Origin of the sequence: Amycolatopsis mongoliensis, assembly GCF_030285665.1 — a bacterium.
Classification (GTDB): domain Bacteria; phylum Actinomycetota; class Actinomycetes; order Mycobacteriales; family Pseudonocardiaceae; genus Amycolatopsis; species Amycolatopsis mongoliensis.
Genome location: NZ_CP127295.1, coordinates 9,792,348 through 9,804,504, shown reverse-complemented (window position 1 = coordinate 9,804,504; position 12,157 = coordinate 9,792,348). Strand labels below are relative to the sequence as shown.

At 70.3% G+C, this 12,157-nt stretch carries 10 protein-coding genes; 5 read left to right on the top strand and 5 right to left on the bottom strand.

The window, feature by feature from the left end; all coding sequences use genetic code 11:
- Positions 1-74: 74 nt before the first annotated feature.
- The 4 genes from QRX60_RS46930 to QRX60_RS46915 form a co-directional block, all read right to left on the bottom strand.
- Positions 75-1,757 (bottom strand): glycosyl hydrolase family 18 protein, encoded by a 1,683-nt coding sequence (locus QRX60_RS46930; protein ID WP_285997931.1) that lies wholly within the window; start codon positions 1,755-1,757, stop codon positions 75-77.
- A gap of 206 nt (positions 1,758-1,963) precedes the next feature.
- Entirely contained in the window at positions 1,964-3,232 is a 1,269-nt protein-coding gene (locus tag QRX60_RS46925; RefSeq protein WP_285997930.1) for an alginate lyase family protein, read from the bottom strand.
- Between the two features lie 98 nt (positions 3,233-3,330).
- Positions 3,331-4,038 carry an aspartate/glutamate racemase family protein gene (locus QRX60_RS46920; RefSeq protein WP_285997929.1) on the bottom strand — a complete coding sequence of 236 codons (708 nt, stop codon included), beginning with the start codon at positions 4,036-4,038 and terminating at the stop codon, positions 3,331-3,333.
- Positions 4,035-5,456: an NCS1 family nucleobase:cation symporter-1 gene (locus QRX60_RS46915; RefSeq protein WP_285997928.1), complete on the bottom strand. Its 1,422-nt coding sequence runs from the start codon at positions 5,454-5,456 to the stop codon at positions 4,035-4,037. The genes QRX60_RS46920 and QRX60_RS46915 overlap by 4 nt, the downstream gene beginning before the upstream one ends.
- 212 nt (positions 5,457-5,668) lie before the next feature.
- Between QRX60_RS46915 and QRX60_RS46910 the strand changes: the two genes are divergently transcribed.
- Positions 5,669-6,358, top strand: a complete 690-nt coding sequence (locus tag QRX60_RS46910; RefSeq protein ID WP_285997927.1) for a GntR family transcriptional regulator — start codon at positions 5,669-5,671, stop codon at positions 6,356-6,358.
- Here QRX60_RS46910 and QRX60_RS46905 read toward each other — a convergent pair.
- Positions 6,328-6,942, bottom strand: coding sequence for a DJ-1/PfpI family protein (locus QRX60_RS46905; protein WP_285997926.1), 615 nt, complete (start codon positions 6,940-6,942; stop codon positions 6,328-6,330). The two genes, QRX60_RS46910 and QRX60_RS46905, sit on opposite strands and share 31 nt — an antisense overlap.
- Before the next feature lie 62 nt (positions 6,943-7,004).
- On the opposite strand from QRX60_RS46905, the gene QRX60_RS46900 reads away from it, so the two are divergent.
- The 4 genes from QRX60_RS46900 (at position 7,005) to QRX60_RS46885 (ending at position 12,129) form a co-directional block, all read left to right on the top strand.
- A complete protein-coding gene (locus QRX60_RS46900; protein ID WP_285997925.1) occupies positions 7,005-8,336 on the top strand; it encodes an aminotransferase-like domain-containing protein in 1,332 nt (443 codons plus the stop codon).
- A gap of 216 nt (positions 8,337-8,552) precedes the next feature.
- Positions 8,553-9,713, top strand: a complete 1,161-nt coding sequence (locus tag QRX60_RS46895) for an acyltransferase (RefSeq protein ID WP_285997924.1) — start codon at positions 8,553-8,555, stop codon at positions 9,711-9,713.
- 89 nt (positions 9,714-9,802) lie between these two features.
- Positions 9,803-11,503, top strand: a complete 1,701-nt coding sequence (locus QRX60_RS46890) for a CTP synthase (protein WP_285997923.1) — start codon at positions 9,803-9,805, stop codon at positions 11,501-11,503.
- A complete protein-coding gene (locus tag QRX60_RS46885) occupies positions 11,500-12,129 on the top strand; it encodes an NUDIX domain-containing protein (RefSeq protein ID WP_285997922.1) in 630 nt (209 codons plus the stop codon). Before QRX60_RS46890 ends, QRX60_RS46885 begins: the two co-directional genes overlap by 4 nt.
- Positions 12,130-12,157: the final 28 nt, after the last annotated feature.

Genomic DNA, 12,157 nt, shown 5'->3' with positions numbered 1-12,157 from the left:
GCCAGGTCCGTGAATGTCGCATTGAGGGACTCTGAGTCCCTCAATGCGACATTCACGGACTTTCGGCAGGGTGCTCAGTCGGCGAGCCAGAGCGCCGGGACGTTCGGCGGTTCCCAGCCCACCAGTGAGGTGTGGGCTTGGCGGCACGTGTACGTGATGCCGTTGTAGGTCACCTTCGCGCCCGTCGCGTACGCCGTGTTCGGTGCCCACGCGGGGATCGAAGGCGGCGTCGTGGGGGTGGTCGTAGGCGGTGTGGTGGGCGTGGTCGGAGTTGTCGGCGTCGTAGGAGTGGTGGGTGGCGTCGTGGTCGGCGGTGCCGAGCAGTTCGGCGTCGAGGCCGCGAGGCCGTCGACCACCGCGTGGAACAACGTCGACCCCGGGTCCAGGTCGTAGAGCGAGAACATCATCGCGCCGCCGAGACCCGTGCAGTGGATGTAGTCCGTGCGTGCCTTGACCGACTGCGCCGACGAGCCGCCGTAGAAGTTCGTCCCGTCGTAGAACCAGGCCGACTGCGTGACCGGGTCCCAGTAGGTGTCCACCGGGTTGTCGACGACACCGGACAGTTCCTTGTACATCGCGACACCGGGGACGTTGCCGCTCAGCGTGTGCCCGGGGGACGGACCCGAAGCGGACTGGTACAGCCCGTGGTTCGCCCCGGCCGGCACGCCGGTCCAGCCGCGGTAGTAGAACGGGATGCCCAGGGTGAGCTTGGCCGCCGGGAAGCCGCCCGCGATGCCGTACGCGCTGTTGCCGTGCAGGTAGTCCTTGATCACCGAATCGATCGTGTACTTCTCGGTGCCGGGCGGGATCGTGCCCGACGGGTCACCCGGCGACGAGTACAGCGGGTCCTGGAAGTTCGTCGGCCCGGTCGCGTCCCACGCGCCGTGCATGTCGTAGGTCATCGCGTTGCCGAAGTCCAGGTACTGCCCGATCCGGTCGGTCTGGATCTTCGCGATCTTGTCCTGACCGCCGGGGAGCGCGGCCGAGAGCGCGTAATGCTTGCCGCCCAACGCGTCCAGCTCGGTGCGGAACTCGGCCATCAGCGCGGTGTAGTTCGCCGTGTCGGCCGCGCTGTAGTGGTTGCCGACGTGGCCGGTGGGTGAGCCCGGGTACTCCCAGTCGATGTCGATGCCGTCGAAGATGCCCGCCGCGGTGCCCGGGCCGCCGTAGCCGCCGGACGCCGGGATGTTGCCCTTGATGAACATGTCGAGGCACGAGCTGACGAACTTCTTGCGCGACGCGTCGCTCGCGGCGGCGTCGGAGAAGTACTTCGAGTACGTCCAGCCGCCGATCGACAGCAGCACCTTGAGGTTCGGGTGCCGCGCCTTGAGCTCCTGCAGCTGGTGGAAGTTGCCGGCGATCGGCTGGTTCCAGGTGTCGGCGGTGCCGTCGACGCTGATGTCGGAGCCGAACGTCTTCTGGTAGTCGGCGAACTGGTCCTCGGCGCCGTCGCCGGCGTTCGGGTCGCTCTCGCCACCGGGGTCCGGGGTCGTCGCTTTCGTGGCTTCGAAGCAGGTGAGGGTGCCCGGGTCGATGTTCTCGAAGTCGTAGAGCAGGTAGTCGAGGTTGCCGGCGATCGCGTCGACGTTCTTCAGGTAGTAGGCGTTCTGGTAGATGCTCCACTGGTCGTAGTAGGCGATCCGGACCCCGCCGGAGGTGGCGGCGGCCGCGTCCGGGGTCGCCGGGCCGGCGACGGTCAGCGCACCGATCACGACGGCGGCGGCCGCGGCGGCGACCAGGGCGAATCTTCGCTGCATGGGCGTCTCCTCGCGCAGGCGGACGGCCCTCTCCCGGGCCGCGACGGCGCGGGAGAGGGCGTACGCGACGGTTCTTCACGAAGCGGGTCCGGCCCCGGTCATGAATGTGCGCGCGGGGAAACCGAGTGTCAATACTTTGGACTAGACCAATTACGAACGACGTGCGCTATGGGACGTCGTGTCCGGATTTCCCGGCGAAGGTCGGGTTACTTGAGCGGCGGGTCGAGCGGGAAGCACGACACGCGCACCGGCCACGTGTCGCCACCCGCGGGCAGCGGCATCTTCTTCAGCGCGGCGGCCGCGTCGGTGTCGTGCGCCTCCTCGGCCGCGGCGTGGAAGATGTCCGCCGCGATCGACTGGTCGAACACGCCGATCTGCTGGTGCGGCCAGCCCGCGGCGCCCTGCAGCGCACCCGGGATCAGCTGGTCGACGACCTTCCGCAGCGTCACGCCGTTCGGCGCCCGGTACTTCCAGACGTCGACGCCGAGGTTCTTCCCGAGCTCCGCCATCCGGCCCCACGCGGTGAGGTTGAAGTTGACGTAGTGCCAGGACATCGTCCGGGACAGCTCGAGCGGCTGGCTGCCGTCGGCGGCGAACTGCACCGGGAACCGCTTCTGCTCCGCGTCGAGCACGATCTTGCGCGCGGTGTCCCGCTTGCCCAGGTACACCGCGATCGTCGCGTTCTGCATGTCGAGGAACGTGCCGTGGTTGTTGGTGGCGGCCAGTTCCAGCTTGGCCTGCGGACTGGTCTGCATCCAGTCGAGGTACTGCGCGAGCCACGCCTTGATCCCGGAGCGGTCCTGGCCGGTCCAGCCCGGTGCGCCGCCGTCGAGCAGCGCGAAGGTGTCGAGGAGCTGGCTGAACGACTGGGTCGAGTCGATGATCCCGGTGCCGCTGATCGTCGTCTTGCACGGGATGATCTGCGAGTGCGTCATGTTCGGGTCCATCCTGGTGGCCGGGTCGAGGAACCAGGTCCGGATGTCCAGCGCCGCCCGCTTCGCGTACTTCGCGTCGCCGGTGTAGTACCAGGCGAGCGAGAGGTAGTACATCGCGTCCCAGGCCCACATCCGGTACGTGTGGTCGGTGATCGCGTCGGCCTCCGGGTTGCGCTGGCCGTCCTTGCTGACGTAAGGGCAGCCCTGCGGGTTCTCCGGCGTCTTCTCACTCGCCCACCAGTACGGCGCCTGGCTCATGTAGTCGTGCTTGTCGCCGCTCGGCGGCGCGGACGGCTTGTCCATGACCGACCACGGGCCGGCGGTCAGCGCGGTGTTCGCCTTGTCCAGCACGGCTTTCAGCGCGTCCCGCTGGGCGCTGGAGGCGTGGCCGCTCCGGACGGCCTGCCGGATCGCCGCGAGCTTGCCGCCGTCGGTGAGGACGGTGTGCGGTGGCGACGCGGCCACCGCCGTCCCGCTGACCGGGACCAGGATCATGCTCGCCGACAGCGCCAGCGCGCCCAGAACGCGGAGCCTTCGCACCTTCGACCGCCCTTCGGGGACGCCAGGATCCCCACTCGTCACCGGGCGGCGGTACGGCGTGTGGCGTCGGCGATTCTTGCTGTGCGAGCGGCCGGGTGTCAATCGGGCCAGGTGCGCCGCTTGGCCAGCGGCTTGGCGTACGAGCCCGCGCGGCTGGTCTTGAGACCCAGCGCCACGAGCGACTCGGCGAGCCGGACCGCCGCGGCGACGCCGTCGATCACCGGGATGTCCAGCATCGTCGCGATCTTCCGGTCGAGCCCCGTCATCCCGGCGCAGCCCAGCACCAGCACCTCCGCCCCGGCGTCCCGGGCTCGGCGGCCGGCGGTCAGCAGGGCCGATTCCGTGCGGCGTTCGTCCGTCAGCTCCAGCACGCCGAGCCCGGCGCCGGTGACCGTGACGCAGTTCTGGGCCACCCCGGCCGCGTGCAGGCTGTCCTCGATCAGCCCGCACGTCCGGTCCAAAGTGGTCACCACGCCGTAGCGGCGGCCGAGCAGGCAGGCCAGGTGCGCGGCCGCTTCGGTGATGTCGACGACCGGGACGTCCACCAGTTCGCGCGCGCCCTCGCGGCCGTGCTCGCCGAACCCGGCGAGCACGACCGCGTCGAACGGTTCGTCCAGGCCCCGCAACAGGTCCAGTACGGCCGCGGCGGACAGGAAGCTGTCCAGCCAGCCCTCGGCCGACTCCGGACCCCACTTCGGTGTCCTGGCCAGGATTTCGGTGCCGGGGCTCGCGGCCGCACGGGCCCCGGCTTCGATCTCCTTCGTCATCGCCTCGGTGGTGTTGCAGTTGGTGACGACGATCCTCATCGGTGCTTCCTCGAGACCCCGAAGTACAGCAGCGCCGACGACGCCGTGCCGATGAACCACGAGTACGGCGCGGCCGGGGCGAAGAACGGCACCAGCGCGATCACCGCGGCCAGCGCGGCGGTGGGGAAGAACGTCACGAGCGCACGCGGGTTGACCCGCGGGTAGGCGCCGCCGTCGACGAACAGCTGCGCGACATCCACCTTGCCGCGCCGGATCAGGTAGTAGTCGACGATCATGATCCCGAACAGCGGCCCGAGGAACGCGCCGAGCCCGCCGAGGAAGTAGTTGACGACCGCCGGCGACGAGTACAGCTTCCACGGCAGCACGCACAGCGCGGCCACCGCGCTGATCAGCCCGCCGATGGTGAACGTGATCCGCTTCGGCCAGATGTTGGCCAGGTCGTAGGCGGGGGAGACGAAGTTGGCGACGATGTTGACGCCCATGGTGGCGATGGCGAACGTCAGCGCGCCGACGATCAGCACCGGCGTGCTGTGCACCTTCGCCAGCAGTTCGGCCGGGTCGGTGATCGCTTCGCCGAACACCTGCATGCTGCCCGCGGTCACGATCACCGACAGCAGCGCGAACGCCGTCGAGTTGATCGGCAGGCCCCAGAAGTTGCCGCGCTTCACCGTCTTCTGGTCCGGGGCGTTGCGGGAGAAGTCGCAGAAGTTCAGCATCAGCGTGCCGTAGGTGGCCAGGATCAGCCCGGCCGCGCCGAACCACTGGCGGATCTGCTCGCCCGTCGACAGCTGCTTCGGGCTGCTGGTCAGCGAGATGTGCCAGTTGCCGGCGGCGAGGATCCACACCGCGAGGGCGATCATCACGACCCAGATGGCGGGGCCGCACCAGTCCTGGAACTTGCGGACCGACTCCATGCCGCGCGTCAGGATGAGCGCCTGGACCGCCCAGAGCGCGACGAAGCAGATCCAGCCGAGCGCGTGCAGGCCGAGGAAACCGTGTTCGGTCAACGGTTTCAGGCCCGGGTCGATGGTGAGCACGAGCAGTGTGATGGCGACGCTCGCGAGGTAGGTCTGGATGCCGTACCAGAAGATCGCGATGATCGCGCGGATCAGCGCGGGCAGGTTGGCGCCGAACGTGCCGAAGCTGATCCGCGCGACGACCGGGAACGGGACGCCGGTGCGCTGGCCGATCCGGCCCATCAGGTTCATGCCGAAGTAGATGATCACGAAGCCGAACAGCAGGGCGGTGAACACCTGCCAGGCCGACAGGCCGAGCACGAAGAGCCCGGCCGCGAAGGTGTAGTTGCCGAGGTTGTGCACGTCCGACATCCACAGGGCGAAGATGTCGTAGACCTTCCAGCGGCGGTCCTTCGCCGGGGCCAGGTCTTCGTTCCAGAGCCGGGGATCCGGCAGCGTGGTCGTGTCTTGCTGGGATTCGGTGAGCGGGGCGGCGGTCAAGGCGGGCCTCCGATCTACGGATTCCTTCGGGGGTTCCGGGTGGCGGAGCCCCCGGCCGGGGCGAAGCCCCGCGTGTCACAGTGCAGCGACGGCGATTTGGGATACCAAAATTTGGCATCCCAAATATCACCCCGATGTCCGCCCCCGTCAACCCTCCGGTCGTTAAACTCGGGTTACGGAAGGTTGCGTAGCCTTCCGTGAGAGGGGAGTCGGTGACGACGGCGAGCGAGCGGCAGCCCCTCGCGGCCACCCGGCAGCGGGTGCGCGACGAGCTGCGCGAACGGATCCTGACCGGCCGTCTCCGTCCCGGCGACCGGCTGGTCGAGCGCGAGCTGGCCGAGGACCTCGGGGTGTCCAGGGTGCCGGTCCGCGAAGCGATCCGCAGCCTCGAGGCCGAAGGCTTCCTCGTCGAGCAGTCGGCGCGCCGGATCGTCGTCCGGCAGCTCGCGCGCGTCGACGTCGAGGAGCTGTTCGACGTCCGCGAGGCGTTGGAGGGACTCGCCGCGGGGCGCGCCGCCGAACGGGTGGGAGCGCAGGAGCTGAAGCGGCTCGAGCGGACGCTCGCCGACGCCGCCCGCGCGACGGCCCGCGGCGACGCCGCCCGGATCACCGTGCTCAACTCGCGCTTCCACGACGAGATCGTGGCCATCGCGGGCAACGCGCTGCTGACCACGATGCTGCAGCCGTTGCAGGGCAGGCTCCGCTGGCTCACCAGCCAGAACGAGCACTGGACCGAGCTGCTCGACGAGCACCGCCGGCTCTACGACGCGATCGCGTCGGGCGACGCGGACCGCGCGCACGCCGAAGCCGTCGAGCACGTGCGGGTCAACCGCGAGGTGACGCTGAAGTCCCTCTTCGGCGACGAGCGGGATCAGGAAGAGGCGACGGCCGGCTCGAGGTAGGGCGTCACGTTCCGCAGGGCGCGCTCGACGTACTCGTCCTTCTCGCCGACCGGAGCGACGTAGTGCAGGGCGTGCTCGGCCGCTTCGAGGCCGTGGAGCCGGGCGAGGACCCACGCCGCGAGGTACGCCGAGGCGAGGCAGCCGCCTGCGGTGGCGAGCGTGCCGCGGGCGAAGAACGGCTGGTTCAGCACCTCGACGCCGGCCGCGAGCACCCACGGCTTCGTCGTCAGGTCGGTGCAGGCGGGCACGTCGTCGAGCAGTCCCAGCCTGGCCAGGACGAGCGTGCCCGAGCACTGCGCGGCGAGCAGTTGCCGGGCGGGATCGAGCCGCGCCAGGGTGCTCATGATCGCGGGGTCTTCGACGACCTCGCGGGTCTTCGAGCCGCTGCCGACGATCACGGCGTCGGCCGTGCAGGCCTCCTCCAGGCCGATCATGGCGTCGATCGTGACGCCGTTCATCGACGTCACCCGCGGGGCCGGGCTTGCGATCGACACCCGCGAACCGGGCGCCCGGTTGAGGACGCCGAGCGCGATGAGCGAGTCGAGTTCGTTGTAGCCGTCGAAGGTCAGGATCGCGGTGTGCATGCCCGCACGCTAGGACCGCCGATCCAGGACAGTCCACAAATTGTCCTGCCTACAATCGCGGCGTGCGGGTGCCGAAGTACAAGGTCGTCGTGGACGCGTTCGCGGCGAAGATCCGCGGCGGGCAGTGGCCGGCCGGCACCCGGCTGCCCACCCACCGCCGGCTCGCGGCCGACGAAGGCATCGCCGTCGTGACGGCGTCCCGGGTGTACGCCGAGCTCGAAGCGATGGGCCTGGTCAGCTGCGAGCAGGGGCGGGGCACGTTCGTCCGCGACCTCGCCGCCGGCGACGGCGCCGACGAACGCTCGGTCGCGGCCGACGCCGTGGACCTCAGCTTCAACTCGCCGTCGATCCCCGGCCAGGCCGACCTGCTGCGCCAGGCGCTGCGGGACCTCGCGACGGCCGGGGACCTCGACGCGCTGCTGCGCTACCAGCCGCACCGGGGGCGCGCGGACGACCGGGCCGCCGTCGCCCGCCACCTGCGTCGGCGCGGGCTCGAAGCCGGCCGCGAGCGCGTGCTGATCGTCGACGGCGCGCAGCACGGGCTGGCGGTGACGGCGATGGCGCTGCTGCGGCCCGGCGACGTCGTCGCGGTGGACGCCCTCACCTACCCGGGGTTCCGGGTGCTCGCGCGCACGCTCGGGCTCGACCTCGCGCCGCTCCCGGTGACCGCCGAGGGGCCCGACCTCGACGCGCTCGACCGGCTGTGCCGCCGTCGCCGGGTCCGCGCGCTGTACGCGATGCCGACCCTGCACAACCCGCTGGGCTGGGTGCTCGCCGCCGAGCAGCGCGCGCGGCTCGCCGAGATCGCCCGGCGGCACGGGCTGACGATCATCGAGGACGGGTCGTACGCCTACCTCGCCGAGGACGCGCCCCCGCCGTTGGCGATGCTCGCGCCGGAAGCCACCGTCCACGTTTCGGGGCTGTCGAAGAGCGTCGCGACCGGGTTGCGCTTCGGGTTCGCTGTCGCGCCGGCCGGGCTCGTGCCGGCGCTCGAAAGCGCGATCCGGGCCACGACGTGGAACACGCCCGCCCTGACCGCGGCCATCGCGCGCCGATGGCTCGACGACGGTACCGTGGCACGCTTGGAGGTCCGCAAGCGCGAAGACGCGCGACAGCGGCAGGCACTCGCCTCGGAGGTGCTGGCCGGGCTTCCGTGGACCGGGCACCCGTCGTCGTACTTCCGGTGGCTGCCGCTCGCCCGCGACTCCCGGCCGGACCGCATCGTGGCGGCGCTCGCCCGGCGGCGCGTCGCGGTCTCCACGGCCGAGCCGTTCGCGACGACCCCGGCGGTGCCGCAGGCGCTCCGGCTGGCGCTGGGCTCGGTGGGACACGCCGAACTCCGCGACGCGCTTTCGGCGGTCCGGCAGGAGGTCGAGCAGGAGGTTTTCCGCTGATCACGGCGGGATGACGAAGGTCACGCTCGGTGCCGGAGAGCTCACGTATTAACATGATCGGCGGGTCCTCGCTCCGTGAGCGGGAGTGGCATATCCAACAGCCCGCGGGACCTCCGCCAACAGGCGCTTCCCAGTGCCTTCATGGGAAATTCACAGAATGGGTGGCAAGTCTGACAACGTGAACCACGCCGACGACGGTGCCGGAACGGCGGCACGATGACGACTGCCCAGGCCACTCTCGAAGCTCCCTCCCGGATCGCGAGACCGGGTGGGAAAGCGCCGTACCTGCACCAGATCGACCTGTTCCGATTGGTCACGTTCGCCTGCGTGATCCTCATCCACGTGGTCGGCGCGACCAACTTCGCGCAGGACGTCGGCGCCAACGCCGTCGAGACTCCGCTGCACTTCACGCGGGAGGCGTTCTTCGCGCTGACCGGGTTCGTGCTGGTGTTCCAGAACCGCGGCCGCGAGATCACCCCCGGCGACTTCTGGCGCCGCCGGCTGCCGCTGGTCGCGACGCCGTACCTGGCCTGGTCGATGTTCTTCTGGGCGTTCTCGCTGGTCACCGGCACGCAGCAGCCGGACTCGCTCGAGGCGTCGATGCGCCTGCTGGTCAAGGACCTCGTCACCGGCGGCGCCTGGTACCACCTGTACTTCCTGCTCGTGACGATGCAGGTGTACCTGCTGTTCCCGGTGCTGATGAAGCTGTTGCGCGCGACCGCGGGAAAGCACAAGTGGCTGCTGCTCGGCAGCGGGGTGCTGCAGGTCGGCGTGACGCTGTTCATGACCTACCAGCCGTTCGGCGTCGGCTACGAGACGATCACCCACCTGTACGCCACGCTGCTGCCGTACCAGTTCTACACCGTGTTCGGCGCCGTGGTGGCCATGCACTTCGAGGCCGTGCACGCCTGGGTCGGCCGGCACCGGCTGCTGCTCGGCGGCGCGCTCGTGGCGGTGCTCGCCGGCACCGAGTGGTACTACCTGCGCACCGTCCACAGTGGAACGTTCCCGCAGGTGGCCAGCGACCCGTTCCAGCCCTACCTGATCCCGTGGTGCGTCACCGTCATCGCGGCGATCTACGCGTTCGCCACCTGGTGGGCGGGCCGCCGCCGGGACGGCAGCCGGGGCGCCCGGGTGGTCTCGTGGGCGGCGAACCGGTCGTTCAGCGTGTTCCTCGTCCATCCGCTGGCCCTGGCCCTCCTGGGCCCGGCGATCCCGCACGTGGCCGAGCGCTTCGGCGCACCGTGGCTGAGCGTGATCATCTACGTGGCCACGATCGCGCTGACGATCGTGATCGTCGAGGCGTTGCGCCGCCTGCCGGGCAGCCGCGCGCTCACCGGGCGCCCGCGCCTGCGTCCGGCGAAGGCCGCCGCCTGACTCACCCCTGCGGGTGGTCAAGGGCACAAAAGACAGTTCGGGCATGTCCCGGCGAGCGGTTCGGCCGGCTTGGGATATGCTGGCGGCCCGTGGGACTTCAGTCGCGGGCTACCAAGTACGTATTTGTCACCGGAGGCGTCGCCTCCTCTCTGGGTAAGGGACTCACGGCTTCCAGCCTGGGACAACTCCTTACCGCGCGCGGGCTTCGCGTCACGATGCAGAAGCTCGATCCGTACCTCAACGTCGACCCCGGGACGATGAACCCGTTCCAGCACGGTGAGGTGTTCGTCACCGACGACGGCGCCGAGACCGACCTCGACATCGGGCACTACGAGCGCTTCCTCGACCGCGACCTCGACGGCAAGGCCAACGTCACGACCGGCCAGGTCTACTCCGAGGTGATCGCCAAGGAGCGCCGCGGCGAGTACCTCGGCGACACCGTGCAGGTCATTCCGCACATCACCGACGAGATCAAGGCCCGGATCACCGCGGCCGCCGAGCCGGACGAGGCCGGGACCGCCCCGGACGTCGTCATCACCGAGGTCGGCGGCACGGTCGGCGACATCGAGTCCCTGCCGTTCCTGGAGGCCTGCCGCCAGGTCCGCCACGACGTCGGCCGCGACCACTGCTTCTTCCTGCACGTCTCGCTGGTGCCGTACCTGGCGCCGTCGGGCGAGCTCAAGACGAAGCCGACCCAGCACTCGGTCGCCGCGCTGCGCAACATCGGCATCCAGCCCGACGCGCTGGTCTGCCGGGCCGACCGCGAGATCCCCGAGGACCTCAAGCGCAAGATCGGCCTGATGTGCGACGTCGACACCGAGGCCGTCATCGCCTGCCCCGACGCGCGGTCCATCTACGACATCCCGAAGGTGCTGCACGGCGAGGCGCTCGACGCCTACGTCGTCCGCCGCCTCGGGCTGCCGTTCCGCGACGTCGACTGGACGGTGTGGGGCGACCTGCTCGACCGGGTGCACAACCCGAGCGAGACCGTGCGGGTCGCCGTCGTCGGCAAGTACATCGACCTGCCGGACGCCTACCTGTCGGTCACCGAGGCGCTGCGCGCGGGCGGGTTCGCCCACCGCGCCAAGGTCGAGATCGTCTGGGTCGCCTCCGACGACGCGCAGACCGCGTCCGGTGCGGCATCGGTGCTGTCCGATGTGGACGGTGTGCTGATCCCGGGCGGCTTCGGCATCCGCGGCATCGAGGGCAAGGTCGGCGCGATCGAGTACGCCCGCACCCGCGGCGTGCCGCTGCTCGGGCTGTGCCTCGGCCTGCAGTGCATGGTCATCGAGGCGGCCCGGCACCTGGCCGGCATCGCCGACGCCGGGTCGTCGGAGTTCGACGAGAACACCAAGCACCCGGTGATCTCGACGATGGCCGACCAGCGCGACGTCGTCGCGGGGGAGCGGGACATGGGCGGCACCATGCGCCTGGGCGCCTACCCGGCGAAGCTCAAGCCGGGTTCGCAGGTCGCCAAGGCGTACGGCACCACCGAGGTGTCCGAGCGGCACCGGCACCGCTACGAGGTGAACAACGCCTACCGCAAGCAGCTCACCGACGCGGGCCTGGTGTTCTCCGGCACGTCGCCGGACGACCGCCTGGTCGAGTTCGTCGAGCTGCCCGCCGACGTGCACCCGTTCTTCGTCGGCACGCAGGCGCACCCGGAGCTCAAGAGCCGCCCGACCCGGCCGCACCCGCTGTTCAGCGCGTTCGTCAAGGCCGTGGTGGACCGCAAGGTCGCCGAGCGGCTGCCGGTCGAGCTGCCCGAGGCCCCCGTGGCGGCCCGGTGACCGCGCCGGGCGAGCACGAGTTCAGCGTCGCGGCCAGCCGTGACGTCCACATCGGACGCGTCGTCGGCCTGCGGATCGACGACGTCGTGATGCCGGGTGGCGACACCGCGGTCCGCGAGGTGATCGAGCACCTCGGCGCGGTCGCGATCGTCGCGCTGGACGACGAGCAGCAGGTCACGCTGATCCACCAGTACCGGCACCCGATCGGGCACCGGCTGTGGGAGCTGCCCGCCGGCCTGATCGACCACCTCGGCGAGGACCCGGTCGGCACGGCTCGCCGGGAGCTCGTCGAAGAGGTCGGCCTGACCGCTTCGGACTGGGTGACGCTGGTCGACGTCGCGGCGTCACCCGGCTTCACCGACGAGGTCGTGCGGGTCTTCCTGGCCCGCGGACTGTCCGATGTGGACCGCGACGTGCTCGGCGAGGAGGAGGCGGACCTGGTGATCCGCAAGTTCCCGCTCGCCGAGGCCGTCCGGATGGCCCTGGCGGGTGAGCTGATCAACGGCGCCACGGTGTCCGGCGTGCTGGCCGCGCACGCGGTGCTCTCGGGCGCGGCTCCGGCGCGTCCCGCGGACGCCCCATGGGAAGACCGTCCGACGGCGTTCGCCAAGCGCAAGGAAGCCTGACCCGCGAAAGTCCGTGAATGGCACATTG